Consider the following 15,871-nt stretch of genomic DNA (forward strand, 5'->3'; position numbering starts at 1 on the left):
TCCGTTGCCCACCAGAACAGTCCTCGTCGGCTCCGCCAGCGGGCTGCACGCCCGCCCGGCGGCGCTGTTCGTCGCCGAGGCGGCGAAGCAGCCGGTGCTGGTCACCATCCGCACCAGCGACAAGAAACCCGTGCCGGCCCGCAGCATGCTCGGCGTGTTGTCGCTCGGCGCCAAGAAGGGCACCGAGGTCACACTGGAGGCCGACGGCGACGATGCGCAGGCCGCCGTCGACATCCTGGCCGACCTCCTCGAACGTGACCTGGACGCCGTCGATGCGTGAACTGCGGGGGATCGGAGCCAGCCCCGGTGGTGCGGCGGGGCCGGTCTACCGGCTGGCCCCGCCGCCGGCCCTGCCGCCGTTGGCGGAGACCGTTGATCCCGAAGCCGAGAAGGCGACCGTCCGGGCCGCTGTCGTCGCCGTCGCCGCCGACCTGACCCGTCGCGCCGACACCGTCCTGGAAAAGACCTCCGCCGAGGTCCTGCGCGCGCAGGTCATGATGGCGCAGGACGAGACGCTCATCGACGCCGCTGACATCGCCATCGACGGCGGTGCGGACGCGCCGCACGCGCTCACCGACGTGCTCGCCGTGCACCGGGCCGCCTTCGAAGCCGCAGGCGGGTACCTCGCCGAGCGGGTCAGCGACCTCGACGACCTGCGGGACCGCCTCGTCGCGGCGTGCCTGGGACGGCCGATGCCGGGCGTGCCGAACCCCGGCCATCCGTACCTGCTCATCGCCCGCGACCTGGCGCCCGCCGACACCGCCGGCCTCGAACCGGGTCTGGTGCTGGGCCTGGTCACCGCCGAGGGCGGACCGACCAGCCACACCGCGATCCTGGCCCGGACACTCGGAATCCCGGCCGTGGTCCGCTGCGCGGGCATCCTGGACGTGGCCGACGGCGCGCTGGCCAGTCTCGACGGCGCGAGCGGCGTCGTGGTGGCCGGCGTCTCCGCCGACACGGTGACCACTGTCAACGCGGACCGGCTCGCGGAGATCGAACGCCGCACCCGCTCCCAAGGCCCCGGGCGGACCGCCGACGGCCATCCCGTCGCGCTACTGGCCAACATCGGCTCCGCCCGCGACCTCACCGGCGAGGTGGAAGGCGTCGGCCTGTTCCGCACCGAGCTGCTCTACCTCGACCGCAGCGACCCGCCGCCGTACGAAGAACAGGTCGCCGCGTACCGCGACGTCTTCGCCGCGCTGCCCGGCCGCAAGGTCGTCGTGCGCACCCTCGACGCCGGTGCCGACAAGCCACTGCCGTTCCTGCGTCTGGCCGCTGAACCCAATCCCGCGCTGGGCATCCGCGGTCTGCGGGTCGCACGGCAGACACCGTCCGTGCTGAGTACGCAGTTGGCGGCGATCGCGGCGGCGGCCGCTGCGACGGACGCCGACGTGTGGGTGATGGCGCCGATGGTCGCCACTGCGGCGGAGGCGGCATCGTTCGCCGGGTCCTGTGGTGAGCACGGCCTGCCGATGGCCGGCGTGATGATCGAGGTGCCGGCCGCGGCCCTGCGCGCCGGCCAGGTGCTGCGCCATGTCGACTTCCTCAGCGTCGGCACCAACGACCTCAGCCAGTACACGTTCGCCGCCGACCGCATGTGCGGTGACCTCGCTGACCTGCTCGACCCGTGGCAGCCCGCGCTGATCGCGCTCCTCGCCTCCTGCGCGGCAGCCGGCGTCGAGGCGGGCAAGCCGGTCGGTGTGTGTGGAGAGTCCGCAGCGGATCCCGCCTTCGCGCTGGTGCTGGCAGGCCTCGGCATCACCAGCCTGTCCATGGCACCCCGCAGCATCCCGGCGGTGCGCGAGTCCCTGGCCGCGCACACCCTGGCCGAGTGCCGCCAGATCGCCGAGGCGGCCCTTGCCGCTCCCAGCCCGGAGGCAGCCCGGGCGGCGGCCGGCGCTTAAGTACCAGCTCCGGTTGGGCGACGGCCTTCCCGTGCGGTGAGCCGGTCATCGCCAGACTGTGACGCAGCGCTGGTCCGCCCGGCGCGGGGTCCACCGGCGCTCCTGGGGTGAACGTCGGTCGGACCGGTGCCACAGCCCCTCAGGTACGCGGAATGTCATGGCGAGGTGGTGACGTGGTGTCACTGCCCGCACGCCACCGCAGGTGCTGCAATGTAACGCGTACCTTTCCGGCCAGACCGGACATGCTGACCGGCGGATCTGTCGGTGCGCCTTCGTCCAGCGGCGAAAAACGTGCTTCACGGCACGTGCTCGTGGGCGCCTGACGGATTCACCCCGAGAGGAAATGCTCCGATGAACGCACCACCAACCGACGGGCCCCAGGGGAGCACGAGTCGCCCGAACCCGCCGGTCTCCGGCGACTCGCCCCCGCTGACGCGGGAACGTCCCCGGCCAACCGTCGACCCCTCCCGCCCGTTCGGCGCTCACCTGCGCATGGCGTGGTGGAAGCCGCTAGTGGTCGTCGCCGTGCCACCGCTGGTGATGCTGGCCCTCCAGGTGCTGTCGTGGCAGCTCGTGGGTGTCATCGAGGGCAGCGACGACCCGATGTCACCCACCATGACACCGTTGAAGTCCCTGGCCATCAACATCAGCATCTTCGCGGCGGGCGTCGTGGCGGTCCTGCTTCTGGCGCGGATCGCCGCGGTGCCGTGGCGCAGCCTGATCAGCTCACCCCGGGGCTTCGACGCCCGCCGCCTGAGGACTTACCTGGTCGGAGCGACGCTGCTGGTGGGCGTCGGGCTCGGTGTGGTGGCACTGGTCGCGCCCGACTCGCCAGGCTGGAAGGCCTTCGGTCTCAGCGGCACGACGATCGGCCTGCTGGTCGTCACCCTACTGACTACGCCGCTACAGTCAGCCGGCGAGGAGCTGTGGTGGCGAAGCGCCGTGCTGCCGGCGGCCGCGTCCTGGGTGCGGGCGGTCCGGCCGGCACTGGCCGTCGGGCTCGTCGTCTCCAGCCTGGGCTTCGCCATGCTCCACGGGTCGAACGACCCCTGGCTGTTCGGCTACTACACAGTCGTCGGCCTCTGCACCGGCCTGATGGCGATCATCAGCCGCGGCATCGAAGCGCCGGTCGCCTTCCACGTCGCCAACAACGTCCTGTTCGGGATCGTCAACACGGTGCTGGCCGACGGCGAGCCCTACGCGATAGACCGGTCCACCGACTCCGGTGACGCGTCCCTGCTGATCCTCGGCGCCGTCAACATCGCCATGGTGGTGCTGGTCTGGCTACGCGAGCGGCGCTCCCGGGGGGCGGGCGCGAGCTGACCTCGACAGGACACGAACGCGACGAGCGTCATCCACCGGTCACAGCGCCAATGAATGGAGTAACCATGACCAACCCGACAACGACGAGCTGGCCGAGCCTTCGGGTCTCGGACTGGACCCCCACCCGCGACACCCTGCACATGTGGACCCAGATCGTGGGCAAGATCCGCATGGCTCACGCGCCGCTGCTCAACCACTGGTGGCAGGTGACCCTGTACGTGAGTCCGCGCGGACTGACGACGTCGACCATCCCGTACCGCGCGGGTGCCTTCGAGATCGAGTTCGATTTCCTCGGCCACCAGCTCGACGTCCGTACCAGCAACGGCGGTGCACGCAGTCTCCCGCTCCGGCCGATGCCGGTCGCCGAGTTCTACACGCGAATCCTGGACATGCTCAGTCAACTCGGGATCGAGGCACCGATCCGGCCGCATCCCAACGAGGTCGACCCGGCTATCCCGTTCGCCGAGGACCACGATCACGCCTCCTACGACGCAGAGGCGGCCAGCCTGTTCTGGCGGCAACTGCTGCAGGCGAACCGGGTGATCGGCGAGTTCCGGTCGCACTTCGTGGGCAAGGTCAGTCCGGTGCACTTCTTCTGGGGCGGGATGGACCTCGCCTGCACCCGCTTCTCCGGCCGGTCGGCCCCGCCGCACCCTGGCGGAGTGCCCAACTGCGGGGACTGGGTAATGGTCGAGGGCTACTCCCGGGAACTGTCCAGCTGCGGCTTCTGGCCCGGTGGCGGCGAGGAAGGCGCCTTCTACTCCTACGCCTACCCCGCACCTGACGGGTTCGCCGAGCAGCAGGTCGGTCCCGAAGGCGCCTACTTCAGCTCCCAGTTCCAGCAGTTCCTGCTGCCCTACGAGGTCGTACGCGCCGCACCGGACCCGGACCGCGCAGTCGCCGAGTTTCTCCGCACCACCTATGAAGCCGCCGCGGACCTGGGGCGCTGGGACCGCTCGGCATTGGAGGACAACCCGTTGCGGTGGCAGCAGACCCCTGCTGCCTGAGGACACCGGCGGGCGAGCGGCAGCGGTCTGGTTCGCCAGGAGATGCGGCTCCTCGCCACCGCCCAGCGGTAGGCGGCTGATCTGATCGGGCCGGGAACGGCCAGCCGTTCCCGGCCACCCCTGAGACGTACGGAGGACACGTGATGGTGGAAGTGAAGGACGTTCCCGAGGCCAACCGGTACGAGGCCCGGGTCGACGGCGAGTCCAGGATCGCCGGCGTCGCGCAGTACATCCGCACCGCGGAGCTCGTCGCGTTCGTGCACACCGAGGTCTCGCCGGATTACGAGGGTCGGGGGATCGGGTCGGCGCTGGTCCGCACCGCCCTCGACGAAGCCCGCGCCGCGCACCTGCTCGTCCTGGCCACCTGCCCGTTCTTCGCGGGTTGGATCGCCAGGCATCCCGACTACCAGGACCTGGTCTACCAGTCCCGCAGCAGAGTCAGCGACTGAATGCAGGGACGGTTCCCGGGCCGCACCGGCGGCCCGGGATCGGCGCGTCAGGACGTGTCAGGTCCGGTTCCCGGTCCAGGCCGCTTCGAGGATCGCGGTCAGGCTGGCGGTGTCGGTCGGGCCTGGATGGTTCTGGATCAGGCGGGTGACGCCACTGGCCATCTCCGCGAAGCGCGGGAGATCGGCGCGTGCCACGCCGATGTCCGCCAAGGTGGGAGGGATACCGATGTCGGCAAGGAGACCGTCGAGCCAGGTGAGGAACGTATCTGCGGCCTCGGCATCCGTCGCGTCTGTCACGTCGAGCCCGCACACCCCGGCGAGGATGGCCAACCGGTCGCTGATGGCATCCTTGGCCGCCGCCAGGGCATAGGGCAGTAGCAGCCCGACGCCCAGGCCGTGCGGCGTGTGCGTGGCCGCGCCGATGGGGTACTGGAGAGCGTGCGGGGCAGCGTTGCCCGCGTGGGAGAAGGCGAGCCCGGCCAGCATCGACCCATAGGACATGTCCGCGCGCGCTTCGGTGTCGCCGCCGTCCCTGACAGCACGACGCAGGCTACGCGCGATCCGCTCGGCGGCCAGGAGCGCGTAGTGGTCGGTGATCGGGTTGCGGCCGAGGAACACCTGCTCCACCGGGTCGCGCGGTCCGTGGGCCCGGGGTCGCGCCGTGTAGCTCTCCACGGCGTGACACAACGCGTCGATGCCGGAGTGGGCGGTGACGCTCGCAGGGCAGGTGTAGGTGAGTTCGGGGTCGACGATGGCGAAGTCGGGCACGATGTGGACGCTGGACACCCCGACCTTCAGCTCGCGGTCCGGGTCGGTCAACACCGAGACGGGTGTGAGCTCGGAGCCGGTGCCTGACGTCGTGGGGACCGCGACGAGAGGAATCGTCGGCCCCGGCACCTTCGACTCGCCGTAGAAGTCGCGCGGCGTCCCACCGTGGCGGCGGATGACGCCGACGATCTTGGCGAGGTCGATCACCGTGCCACCCCCGATGGCGAGGATCACGTCGGCATCCACCTCGGCGGCCACCGAGACGGCCAGGGCGACATCGGAGAGTGGCACGTCTGGAGTCGCATCGGAGAAGACCTCGACGGCCTCGACCCTCTCCCGCACGGCGGCCACGATCTCGGCCACGCCGGGCTGCCCCAGCAGAACCTTGTCGGTCACGATGAGGACCCGCGAGCCGCTCTCGGCCACCACTCGTGGGATGTTCTGCGCGACCCCTTCGCCCACTATCAGCTGGCGTGGTCCGCGGACGGTCTCAAGCATGTCAGTGCCTCTCCGGAACGTCGGCGGCGATGTGCTGGTCGGCGGGCGCCCGGGGCAGCAGGCCGGTCATGGTAGGTCGATCGCCACGTAGGTGAGGTCGAGGTACTCGAGGATGCCCTCGTGCGACCCCTCCTTGCCGATCCCGGACTGCTTCACGCCACCGAACGGAGCTGACGGATCCGAGATCAGGCCACGGTTGATGCCGAGCATTCCCGTATCCAGCCCCTCGCTGAACCGGAGCGCCCGCTGGAGGTCGCGGGTGAAGACGTATCCGGCCAGGCCGTGCTCGGTGTCGTTGGCCTTCGCCATCACCTCGTCGTCGGATGTGAACGAGATGATCGGCGCCACCGGGCCGAAGATCTCCGCCTTCAGCATCTGCGCGTCTTCGGGTACGTCGACGAGGACGGTGGGCGGGTAGAAGTGGCCCGGCCCATCCGGACGTTCGCCACCCACGAGGACCCGGGCCCCGCGATCGACAGCGTCGGCGACGAGCCCATCGATTGTGGTCACCGAGGCCTCGTCGATCAACGCTCCGACGTCCACGCCGTCGTCGAGACCATGACCCACTGACAGTGCGCCCATCCGCTCGACGAAGCGTGCGGTGAACTCCTCGCGCACCGGCTCCTCGACGTAGATCCGGTTGGCCGCGATGCAGGACTCCCCGATGTTGCGCATCTTGGCCACCATCACGCCGTCGAGCGCGACGTCGAGGTCGGCGTCGGCACACACGATCAGGGCCGCGTTGCCGCCCAGTTCCATTGAGGTACGCAGCACGTTGTCCGCGGCCTGTCGGAGCAGCACGCGCCCGACCTCTGTGGACCCGGTGAACGAGAGCTTGCGGGTCCGACTGTCGGCCAGCAGTGCCGAGACCACCGCGCCGGAGCGTTTCGTGGTCACCACGTTGACGACGCCGGGGGGTACGCCGACCTCCTCCATGATGCGGGCCAGCAACAGCATGGTGAGTGGCGTCTGACCTGCTGGCTTGGTGATCGTCGTGCAACCCGCGGCCAGCGCGGGAGCGATCTTGCGGGCACCCATCGCCAACGGGAAGTTCCAGGGCGTCACGAAGACGCACGGTCCGACCGGCTTCGGCACGGTGAGGATGCGATACCCGCCAGCGGGAGCGACGCTGTAGCGCCCCTCGACGCGTACCGCCTCCTCGGCGAACCAACGGAAGAACTCGGCGCCGTAGGCCACCTCACCCCGAGCCTCGGCGAGCGGCTTGCCCATCTCGAGCGTTATCAGCCGGGCGACCTCCTCGGATCGCTCGGTCAGTGCCCGGGACGTCGCTGTCAACAACTCTGACCGTTTCCGCGGCGGGGTAGCCGCCCACTGCGCCATTGCCGTGCTCGCCGCGTCCAGGGCGGCGAGCCCGTCAACGACATCGGCGTCCGCCACCTCGGCGATGGTCTTGCCGGTGGCCGGGTCCTCGACGGCAAAGGTGGCTCCGCTTGCGGCGTCGCGCCAGGCGTCGCCGATCCGGAGCCGCCGATGCTCGGGAGCCAGCACGTTCATCGGGTCACTCATCGCGTCGCCTCCTGTGATCTTCTTCGTGATGTCCGGCGTGCCTCAGCGATCACGCTGTGCGCGTAGACGGACGGGTCACACGCCCTCGTCGGGGCGAGGTTGCCGAGCGGGTCGAATGCGGCATCGCCCCCGCGCCGCCGATCGTCTGCGCGGGCCACGGCCGTCTCAGCGTCGTCAGGCCGTTCGCGCTGGTGACGGTCCGCGGAGGCTCGAATGCCACGTGTCGGCGCATGTCGCCGTCGCCGCCCGGCGCCGTTACCGCCCCGCCTCGGACAGCGACAGCCCGGTGCCCGCATCGAACAGGTGCGCACGGTCCAGGTCGACAGTGACCTGCAGGCGCTCGCCCGGCGTACCGGTGACTGTGGGTCGCGCCTTGACCTTGAGGATCTCCGTCCCCACTCGGACGTCGACCACCGTTCGGTCACCGAGCGGCTCAAGCCCGTAAAGCTCGCCCGACAACGACACGTCCCCACGTTGCTCGACTGACAGGTCCTCCGCGCGCAGGCCCAACAGCAGCTCACGACCGTCCTCAGCCGTGGTCCAGCGGGGCCGTGGCAGCGTCCAGCCGTCCGCACCGACCAGACGATCTCCATCGGCGCGGCAGGCGAGCAGGCTGATCGGTGGGCTCCCGACGAATGCGGCGACCCACTGGTTGGCGGGACGCTCGTACACCTCGGTCGGCGTTCCGACCTGTTGCACCTTCCCCTCCTTGAGGACCGCGACCTGATCGGCCATGGACAGGGCCTCGACCTGGTCGTTCGTCACGTAGACGAAGGTCGCTCCGAGGCTCCGGTGGATGCGGGTGAGCTCGGTGCGCATCTCGACGCGGAGCTTGAGGTCGAGGTTGGTGAGCGGTTCGTCCATGAGGAACGCGCGCGGGCTACGGACCAGCGCCCGGGCCAGGGCGACACGCTGCATCTCACCGCCCGACAACTGGGAGGGCCGGCGTTGCAGCAGACGTTCGATGTGCAGCAGGCTGGACATCTGCTCGACGGCGGCCGCGATCTCGCCCGACGAACAGCGCCGGGCCCGCAGCGGCGAAGCGATGTTCTCGTACACGGTGTGGCGCGGGTAGAGGGCGTAGCTCTGGAAGACCATCGCCAGGTCGCGTTCGGCCGGGGCGTCGCGGGTCGCGTCCCGCCCGTCCAGGTGCACCGACCCGGCGTCGAGCTTCTCCAGGCCGGCGATCGCCCGTAGGGTCGTCGTCTTTCCCGCCCCGGAAGGCCCGAGGACGACGAAGAACGAGCCGTCCGGCACGTCCAGCGTCACCCCGTCCAGCGCCTGGACCTTGCCGAAGGACTTGCGCAGCCCGTGTGCTGCAACGGTTCCCATCAGGCCACCAGCTCTTCCGTGCTCACGTCGTAGACCGTCGGGGTTCCGCCGGTGTGCCGCAGCCCGACCTTTGCTTCAGCGGCGAAACGAACAGTCGGTGGCATCCGGACCCGGACGTCACGTTGGCCGCCGTGGTCGACCACGTAGATGACTTCGTCGCCCAGCCACTCCACCGAGACCACCCGGGCCGGGATCGAGCCTTCCGCCTCGGGTGCGGTGACTTCCAGCGCCTCCGGCCGGACGCCTGCGACCAGGCGGCGGTCGCGTGGCAGGCCGGGCGGTGGCGGGAGAACCAGTCCGCCCTGACTGTGCAGCTTCCCGTCGACCACCTCCACCTCGATCAGGTTCATCGGCGGAGAGCCGATGAACGCGGCGCAGAAAAGACTCGCCGGACGGTCGTAGACCTCCAGCGGGGTGCCGATCTGCTCCACGCGGCCCTTGTTGAGGATGGCGATCCGGTGACCGAGCGACATCGCCTCGACCTGGTCGTGGGTGACGTAGACCATCGTCGCGCCCAGTTCCCCCTGCAGGTGCTTGATCTCCGTGCGCATGTCCGCCCGCAGCTCCGCGTCCAGGTTGGTGAGCGGTTCGTCCATGAGGAAGGCACGCGGTCGGCGCACCAGGGCGCGGGCGAGCGCGACACGCTGCTGCTCCCCGCCGGACAACTGGCGCGGTCGCCGGTCCAGGAGCGGGCCGAGCCGCATCAACCGGGCGGCCTCGGTGACCCGCGCGTGCACCTCCGGCTTGGGCAGTCCCTCGGCCCGCAGGGGGAACGCCAGGTTGTCGCGGGTTCGCAGATGCGGGTAGAGAGCGTAGAACTGGAACACCATGGCGATGTCGCGTTCCGCCGGCGGCAGGTCGTTGACAAGCGTGTCGCCGATGCGGATGTCGCCCGCGGTCTGCCTCTCCAGGCCGGCGATGGCCCGCAGCGTCGTCGTCTTGCCGCAACCCGAAGGGCCGAGCATCACGAACAGCTCGCCGTGGCCGATGGACAGGTCAACGTGCTCAACCGCGACCGTCCCGTCCGGGTAGCGCTTGTGCAGCGCTGTCACCTCGATGCCCGCCATCAGCGTCGCACCGCCCCGAGCGTCACACCGGCGATGAGGTGCTTGCGCACCAGGTACGCGAAGACGAGCACCGGTAGGGCGAACACCACTGAGGAGGCGGCCACGAGACCCCAGTCCGTGGTGGTGCCGCCGATCAGACCGGCGATGGCCGGTGGGGCCGTCCGCACGCTGTCGCTGGAGGTGAGGAAGGTGGCGAACACGAACTCGTTCCACGAGAAGATGAGCGCGAATACCGCCGTCGCGGCGATGCCGGGCACGAGCAGCGGCAGGGTGTATCGCCAGAACGCCTGCAGACGGGTGTAGCCGTCGAGCATGGCGGCATCCTCGTACTCGGCGGGCACCTCGTCGACGAACCCCTTCATCATCCAGATCGTGAACGGGACGTTGAAGGCGGCGTAGATGAGGATCAGGCCGAGCTTGTTGTCGATGAGTCCGAACTCGCGGTACATCAGGAAGATCGGGATCACGACCACCACTGGCGGCATGAAGCGGGTGGACAGGATGAAGAACAGTTGGTCCTTCTTGGCTCTCACGGCGAAGCGTGAGTAGGCCCAGGCCGCCGGGACCCCCAGCACGGTGGCCAGCAACGTGGAGACACCGGCGACCACCACCGAGTTGAAGAACGAGACGGACAAGGCGGTGCGACCACCGTCGGGGGCGACGAACACGTCCTTGAAGTGGGCCATGGTGACGTCGAAGTCGAAGAACTTGGCCGGGATGGCGTAGACGTCCCGGTTCTCCTTGATCGACGTCTCGAGCATCCACAGCACTGGAAAGAGCATCACCACGGCCAGCACGGTCAGCAGCACGACCTCCAGCACGGAGCGGCCGCGACCGCCAAGGCGGCGCGCCGGGGGAGCGTGATCCCGGGCCGGGCCTGTGGACACGGCCTCGTCGACGGAGACGGCCATCAGTCCTCCTTGAGCTTGTTCAGGTAGCGCAGGTAGAGCTGCGTGAGGACGATGACGACGAGGACCATGAGAATCCCGTACGCCGATGCGGTTCCGGTGTTGAAGCCCAGGAACGCGACCTTGTAGATGTGGAACGACAGCGTCTCGGTGGAGACGCCGGGGCCTCCGTTGGTGAGGATGTAGACGAGGTCGAACAGCCGGAAGGCCTCGATGGCCCTGAACATCACGGCAATGAGAAGCAGCGGCCACACCAGCGGAAGAGTGATGGTGCGGAATCGGAACCACTCGGACGCCCGGTCGATCGAGGCCGCCTCGTACAGGTACTTGGGAACCGCGCTGAGGCCGGCGAGTGCGATGAGCATGATGAACGGCGTCCACTGCCAGGTGTCAACAACGATCAGGGAGATCAGTGCGGTCCGCTGACGGGTGAGCCACTCCACCTGCCCCAGACCGACCGAGCCGAGCATGCTGTTGACCACGCCGAACTGCGCGTCGAGCATGAACCGCCAGAACAGCCCGACCACGACCGGCGACAGCATCATCGGAACCAGGAACAGCGTGGTCAGCACTCCTCGCCCGTGCGTGCGTCGGGAGATCAGGTAGGCGATGCCGAAACCGAGCACGGTCTGCAGGCCGACCGCGCCGACCACGTAGAGCAAGGTCGTCAGGGCCCTCGTGTGGACCTGCGCCGACGTCAGGATCGCTGTGTAGTTCCCGAACCCGATGAAGTGGGCCGGCCCGCCGCGGGTGGCCGAGTAGTCGGTGAAGGACAGGTACAACGACCACAGCAACGGGAACACCGACATGGCGAGCAACAGCAGCATCGCCGGGGAGATGAACGTGACGGCGAGCCAGCGGTCGCTCAGCCGGCGGGACCGCCCCGGGGCAGGTGGCGTCACAGACACCACCTGCCCGGGGTGGTCGGTGGTCAGAGGGGCGGGGTCTTTCACAGTCCGCCGCCACCCTTGCGGTTGCTGGAGTCGAGTACGCCCTGCTGCTCCTTGGCGATGTCGTCGAGCGCATCCTTCGGCTTCTTGGCGCCGTTGAGGGCCGCGTTCACGTTGGTGTTCTCGATGTCGACCAGGCGCGCGTACTCCGGCACGTTCCACATGTCCCGCATCCGCGGCACCGAGTCGGCGTACACCTTGTTGAACGGCCCGGCATTGAGGAACTCGGGCGACTGCAGGGCGTCCGTACGCGCTGGCACGCCGCCGGCCGCAGCCCACTTCTTCTGGACGTCAGCCTGCTCGAACCACTTCATGAAGTTCAGGGCCTCGGCCTGGTTCGCGCTGGCGGAGTAGGCCGAGACGTGCATCCCCATACCGCCGAGCGGGACCAGGTCGGTCTTCTGGCTCGGCAGGGTGGCGAAGCCCAGCTTGTCGAGAATCTGCTCCCGCGTGGTGCCGAGCGTCGACTGCTTCGGATCGAGCAGACCGCCGCTCGCGGCGATCCAGTTGAACGCGATGCATGCCTTGCCCTGGGCGACAGCCGCGTTGACCTCGTCGATGAACCAGTTGCCGGAGCCCTTGGCGGTCAGCGGCTTCATCTTGTTGACCAGGACGTCCATCGCCTCCTGGCCAGCGGCGTCGTTGAGGACACCGTCGATCTTGCGTGCCTTGGGGTCCCAGAGGTTGCCGCCGTAGACGCCGTTGACCGTGTTGTAGGTTACGGCCGCGGCGTCGGAGCCGTTTGCCTGGTGGAAAGCCAGCCCGCTGATGCCGGGGTTGTCCGCCTGGCACTTCTCGGCGGCCGAGATCATCTGGTCCCAGGTCTGCGGTGGCTTGTCGCCGATCAGGTCCTTGCGGTAGATCATCGTCCAGGTGTCGCCGAGCAGCGGCAGTCCGTACAGGCTGGCGTTCTCGTCGCGCTTGCCGGTCTCCGCCTGGGGGAACTGGCCGTAGGCGGCCAGGAGGTACGGGTTGTAGGCATTGACGTCGATGTTCGACTTGACGAAGTCGGTGAGGTCGAGGATGTTGCCGTTCGTCACGGCCTCACCGATGTGCTGCGAGTCCAGGATCGCGATGTCGAAGTCGGTCTTGCGCGCGGCGAACTGGGTGAACATCGCGTCGTGCCAGTTCGCGTTCGGCACGGTGTTGACCTTGATGGTCGCGTTCGGCCGTTCCTTCTTGTACTCCGCGTTCGCGAAGTCTTCGAGGGCCTTCGCAGGGGGCCAGTCGAACCAGATGAAGCTGAGGGTCAGCGGATCCTTGGTGAGCTCCGGGATGGTCGCCGGTGCCTTCGGGGCGCTCGTCTTCGCGCCGTCGTCCTTGCTATCGCCACAGGCCGTCACGGTGGTGGCCACCAGCAGCATGGCCGCCGTCGCCAGCCGCACCTTCCGCCCGGTATTAGACGTTTGCCCTATTCGCTTCGGAAACCGCATCTTCTTGCCTGCTTTCTGGGTGGGGACTTCTAAGGCCTCGCTATGTGCTTCGCCGAGCAGTTGCTGGGTTGTTCAGACACGTCGCCGGGCTGTCGCGGGGACCGACCCGCGGACCGGCGTCCCGAGTACGCCGCGGCGTACCGGGTCTTCATGCCGTCGAGAAGTCCTTCGGTCCAGCTGCGACCCGGTGACGAACCGAGCAGGACGTCGAGCATGCTCGTGGAGTTCCAGGTGATCGAAGTGGAGCCGTGACGGGCGGTGCCGCGATGTGCAGGATGGCGGGCGACAGTCACTTTTCCTATACGATCGAGTTGGGGCGTCAGCATGCCGCAGCGTTGTGACTGATGTCAATAGGCTCGCGAAGGCGTAAGAAGGGACCTCACGTCACGATGGACGACGAAGCGATGATCGTGCGGGGCCGCAGGTCCGTGACGGGCGGAATGCCGCCGGGCAGATCTGGCGGCCGGCTTGCCGACGAGGTGTACGACACGCTGCTCGGGCAGCTGATGTCGCTACGGATCGAGCCTGGCTCCCGCGTCACGATCGACGTCCTGGCGCGGGAGCTGGGGGTCTCACAGACACCGATCCGAGACGCTCTCAACCGGATGGAGGCAGAGGGCCTTGTCGTGCGGGTACCCCATGCCGGCTACCGCATCCCTCCGCAGATCACCCGACACCGATTCGAGGACATGCTCGAGGTCCGCCTGCTCCTTGAGCCGGCGGCGGCCCGTAGGTCCGCCGAACGCGCATCCTCGGAGCAGGTGGCCGGACTGCGACGGATGCTGGAGGAGATGGCCGAGCTGGAGGGGGGCAGCGGGCCCATGGCCTATGGCGCCTTCGGACTACGCGACGCCGCCTTTCACGATCTCGTCGCCCTGAGTGCGGAGAACCAGGTCATCCGTGAAGCGCTCGCTCGCCTGCACAGCCACGTGCACCTCTTCCGGCTTCACCACGACACCCAGGTCACTCACCTGGCCATGGCCGAGCACGAGGAAGTTGTGGCCGCGATCGCCGCGCGTGACCCCGACGCCGCCGCCTACGCGATGCGTCGCCACATCTTGCGGTCCGGCGAACGTTTCAGACGAGTGTTCGACGAGATCGAGGACGCCGGGGCAATGTCGGTAGAGGCTTGACGAGCGCGCTGGGCCCAGGAATGCTAACCCAATCCTGATCGGATCGGATTGGATCCACCTCACCCGCCCCAAGATGCGAGGAGAAGCAGGTGCCCAGAGCGCTGCTCCTGACCGGCGACGCCGCCGAGGAGCTCGACACCATGTATCCCTACTATCGCGTGCAGGAGGGCGGCTGGGACGTCGACGTCTCGTCACGGACGATGCGTGACGTGCAACTGGTCATCCACGAGTTCGACCCCAACTCCGACGCCTACGTGGAGAAGAACGGCCGCAAGCTGCCGGTCGACGTACCCTGGGCCCAGGTCGACGTCGAGCGCTATGACGCCCTCATCATTCCCGGGGGACGTGCTCCCGAGTGGATCCGGGTCGACGCCGACGTCAGGCGCATCACCGAGCACTTCTTCGCGCGCAACCTTCCCATCGCGCTGGTGTGCCACGGCGCGCAGGTACCAGCGGTGTACGGGCTGCTGAAGGGTCGGAAGACGGCGTGCTTTCCCCCCATCACCGGTGACATGGAGAACGCGGGCGCGACGGTCATCGACGCTCCCGACGTCGTGGACGGCAACCTCGTCTCCTGCCGGGGATGGCCCGACATGCCGCAGTTCGGCAGGGCGATGATGGAGCTCTTCTCGAAGTCCGTCGACCCCGCCTCGGCATGAGCACACCTGGCCTGCCCTGGTGACCGCACTTCGGACCGTCACAGTGGACGGTTCCCCCGTCCACGTCCTGGAGAGCGGCGCGGGGCCCGCGGTGCTGATGCTGCACGGCTCCGGACCCGGCACTACCGGGTCCGGAGCCTGGGCAACGACGGCGCAGGCGCTGGGCGCGTCCTGGCACCTGGTGGCCCCGGACCAGGCGGGGTTCGGCCGTACACCCATCCCGGCGGGCTCCAGGGGTGGGCTCCGGCTGTGGACGGAGCAGGCCGCGGGCCTGATGGATGCTCTCGGTATCGAGTACTACGCCGTGGTGGGTCACTCCATGGGCGGCGCCGTGGCGCTGGCGTTGGCGGCCACGCGCCCCCAGCAGGTCACCCGTGTCGTCGCGGTCTCGACGATGGGCGCCCCCGGGGCGCCGCTGTCCGCCGACCTCGACGCGGTCTGGGCCGCCCCCGCCGGCCCGCTCGGGGCACGAGACATGCTCAGTCGCCTCGTCCTCGACCAAGCGCTCGTGACCGATTCGGCCGTCGACGCCCGTGCAGCCGCGATGCGAACGGGGGAGGCCGCATTCGCGTCGCTGTTCCCTCCACCAAGGGCACGGTGGGTCGACGACCTCACCCTCTCGGCGCAAACGCTGGCAGCGGTGCGCGCGCCCGTGCTGCTCGTTCACGGCGCCGAGGACCGGATCACCCCGCTCGAGACGGCAGCCCAGCCCCTGCTCGAACACCTGACCGATGCCCGTCTGCACGTGCTCGACCGATGCGGGCACGTGCCGGCGATCGAGCACCCGCACGAGTTCAGGCAACTGCTGTCGCGCTTCCTCCGCCTGGACCGCGATCACTAGCTGCTGCGGCATGCCAGGGCGACGACCGTGCAGAGTCACGGCAGGTCATGAGAGCACAGCAGTGCCCCGACG

The 15,871-nt window shown here is 68.8% G+C and carries 15 protein-coding genes; 8 read left to right on the forward strand and 7 right to left on the reverse strand.

The annotated features are described in order from the left end of the window. Positions 1-4 precede the first annotated feature (4 nt). The 5 genes from AB0K35_RS23255 (at position 5) to AB0K35_RS23275 (ending at position 4,683) form a co-directional block, all read left to right on the forward strand. Entirely contained in the window at positions 5-280 is a 276-nt protein-coding gene (locus AB0K35_RS23255) for an HPr family phosphocarrier protein (RefSeq protein WP_238668591.1), read from the forward strand. Further along, positions 273-1,904, forward strand: coding sequence for a phosphoenolpyruvate--protein phosphotransferase (gene ptsP, locus AB0K35_RS23260; protein WP_363887484.1), 1,632 nt, complete (start codon positions 273-275; stop codon positions 1,902-1,904). The genes AB0K35_RS23255 and ptsP overlap by 8 nt, the downstream gene beginning before the upstream one ends. A 351-nt stretch (positions 1,905-2,255) precedes the next feature. Next, on the forward strand, positions 2,256-3,227 hold the full coding sequence (locus tag AB0K35_RS23265) for a CPBP family intramembrane glutamic endopeptidase (protein ID WP_238668589.1): 972 nt from the start codon (positions 2,256-2,258) through the stop codon (positions 3,225-3,227). Between the two features lie 65 nt (positions 3,228-3,292). Then, positions 3,293-4,234, forward strand: a complete 942-nt coding sequence (locus tag AB0K35_RS23270; RefSeq protein WP_238668588.1) for a DUF5996 family protein — start codon at positions 3,293-3,295, stop codon at positions 4,232-4,234. Between the two features lie 143 nt (positions 4,235-4,377). Further along, complete coding sequence (locus AB0K35_RS23275) at positions 4,378-4,683, forward strand: GNAT family N-acetyltransferase (protein WP_238668587.1); 306 nt, start codon at positions 4,378-4,380, stop codon at positions 4,681-4,683. Between the two features lie 57 nt (positions 4,684-4,740). Here the strand turns inward: AB0K35_RS23275 and AB0K35_RS23280 are convergent, their stop codons facing one another. The 7 genes from AB0K35_RS23280 to AB0K35_RS23310 all read right to left on the reverse strand — a co-directional run bounded on the left by AB0K35_RS23280 (position 4,741) and on the right by AB0K35_RS23310 (position 13,166). Then, positions 4,741-5,949 carry an iron-containing alcohol dehydrogenase gene (locus AB0K35_RS23280; RefSeq protein WP_238668586.1) on the reverse strand — a complete coding sequence of 403 codons (1,209 nt, stop codon included), beginning with the start codon at positions 5,947-5,949 and terminating at the stop codon, positions 4,741-4,743. 66 nt (positions 5,950-6,015) lie between these two features. Further along, the gene (locus AB0K35_RS23285) at positions 6,016-7,476 is read right to left on the reverse strand and encodes an NAD-dependent succinate-semialdehyde dehydrogenase (RefSeq protein WP_238668585.1); all 1,461 of its coding nucleotides are present in this window, start codon (positions 7,474-7,476) and stop codon (positions 6,016-6,018) included. A gap of 255 nt (positions 7,477-7,731) precedes the next feature. Beyond that, positions 7,732-8,808, reverse strand: coding sequence for an ABC transporter ATP-binding protein (locus tag AB0K35_RS23290; RefSeq protein ID WP_238668584.1), 1,077 nt, complete (start codon positions 8,806-8,808; stop codon positions 7,732-7,734). Next, the gene (locus AB0K35_RS23295) at positions 8,808-9,875 is read right to left on the reverse strand and encodes an ATP-binding cassette domain-containing protein (RefSeq protein ID WP_238668583.1); all 1,068 of its coding nucleotides are present in this window, start codon (positions 9,873-9,875) and stop codon (positions 8,808-8,810) included. The genes AB0K35_RS23290 and AB0K35_RS23295 overlap by 1 nt, the downstream gene beginning before the upstream one ends. Further along, positions 9,875-10,786: a carbohydrate ABC transporter permease gene (locus AB0K35_RS23300; protein WP_363887488.1), complete on the reverse strand. Its 912-nt coding sequence runs from the start codon at positions 10,784-10,786 to the stop codon at positions 9,875-9,877. The genes AB0K35_RS23295 and AB0K35_RS23300 overlap by 1 nt, the downstream gene beginning before the upstream one ends. Next, positions 10,786-11,685, reverse strand: coding sequence for a sugar ABC transporter permease (locus AB0K35_RS23305; protein ID WP_238668581.1), 900 nt, complete (start codon positions 11,683-11,685; stop codon positions 10,786-10,788). Before AB0K35_RS23305 ends, AB0K35_RS23300 begins: the two co-directional genes overlap by 1 nt. 47 nt (positions 11,686-11,732) lie before the next feature. Continuing rightward, a complete protein-coding gene (locus AB0K35_RS23310) occupies positions 11,733-13,166 on the reverse strand; it encodes an extracellular solute-binding protein (RefSeq protein WP_363887491.1) in 1,434 nt (477 codons plus the stop codon). 389 nt (positions 13,167-13,555) lie between these two features. Here AB0K35_RS23310 and AB0K35_RS23315 point away from each other — a divergent pair, with 389 nt between their 5' ends. The 3 genes from AB0K35_RS23315 (at position 13,556) to AB0K35_RS23325 (ending at position 15,799) form a co-directional block, all read left to right on the forward strand. Then, positions 13,556-14,299 carry a GntR family transcriptional regulator gene (locus tag AB0K35_RS23315; RefSeq protein WP_238668579.1) on the forward strand — a complete coding sequence of 248 codons (744 nt, stop codon included), beginning with the start codon at positions 13,556-13,558 and terminating at the stop codon, positions 14,297-14,299. An 89-nt stretch (positions 14,300-14,388) separates the two neighbouring features. Further along, complete coding sequence (locus tag AB0K35_RS23320; RefSeq protein WP_210781253.1) at positions 14,389-14,958, forward strand: DJ-1/PfpI family protein; 570 nt, start codon at positions 14,389-14,391, stop codon at positions 14,956-14,958. Positions 14,959-15,055: 97 nt separating this feature from the next. Next, positions 15,056-15,799, forward strand: coding sequence for an alpha/beta fold hydrolase (locus AB0K35_RS23325; RefSeq protein ID WP_363887843.1), 744 nt, complete (start codon positions 15,056-15,058; stop codon positions 15,797-15,799). Positions 15,800-15,871 lie beyond the last annotated feature (72 nt).

Source organism: Micromonospora sp. NPDC053740, from assembly GCF_040677775.1.
Taxonomy (GTDB): domain Bacteria; phylum Actinomycetota; class Actinomycetes; order Mycobacteriales; family Micromonosporaceae; genus Micromonospora; species Micromonospora alfalfae.

Bases quoted from the DNA above. Each gene is read 5' to 3' on its own strand.
- AB0K35_RS23295 (WP_238668583.1), bottom strand. From the start codon at position 9,875: ATGGCGGGCATCGAGGTGACAGCGCTGCACAAGCGCTACCCGGACGGG.
- AB0K35_RS23285 (WP_238668585.1), bottom strand. From the start codon at position 7,476: ATGAGTGACCCGATGAACGTGCTGGCTCCCGAGCATCGGCGGCTCCGG.
- AB0K35_RS23280 (WP_238668586.1), bottom strand. From the start codon at position 5,949: ATGCTTGAGACCGTCCGCGGACCACGCCAGCTGATAGTGGGCGAAGGG.
- AB0K35_RS23325 (WP_363887843.1), top strand. From the start codon at position 15,056: ATGCTGCACGGCTCCGGACCCGGCACTACCGGGTCCGGAGCCTGGGCA.
- AB0K35_RS23275 (WP_238668587.1), top strand. From the start codon at position 4,378: ATGGTGGAAGTGAAGGACGTTCCCGAGGCCAACCGGTACGAGGCCCGG.
- ptsP (WP_363887484.1), top strand. From the start codon at position 273: ATGCGTGAACTGCGGGGGATCGGAGCCAGCCCCGGTGGTGCGGCGGGG.
- AB0K35_RS23270 (WP_238668588.1), top strand. From the start codon at position 3,293: ATGACCAACCCGACAACGACGAGCTGGCCGAGCCTTCGGGTCTCGGAC.
- AB0K35_RS23310 (WP_363887491.1), bottom strand. From the start codon at position 13,166: ATGCGGTTTCCGAAGCGAATAGGGCAAACGTCTAATACCGGGCGGAAG.
- AB0K35_RS23315 (WP_238668579.1), top strand. From the start codon at position 13,556: ATGGACGACGAAGCGATGATCGTGCGGGGCCGCAGGTCCGTGACGGGC.
- AB0K35_RS23300 (WP_363887488.1), bottom strand. From the start codon at position 10,786: ATGGCCGTCTCCGTCGACGAGGCCGTGTCCACAGGCCCGGCCCGGGAT.
- AB0K35_RS23265 (WP_238668589.1), top strand. From the start codon at position 2,256: ATGAACGCACCACCAACCGACGGGCCCCAGGGGAGCACGAGTCGCCCG.
- AB0K35_RS23290 (WP_238668584.1), bottom strand. From the start codon at position 8,808: ATGGGAACCGTTGCAGCACACGGGCTGCGCAAGTCCTTCGGCAAGGTC.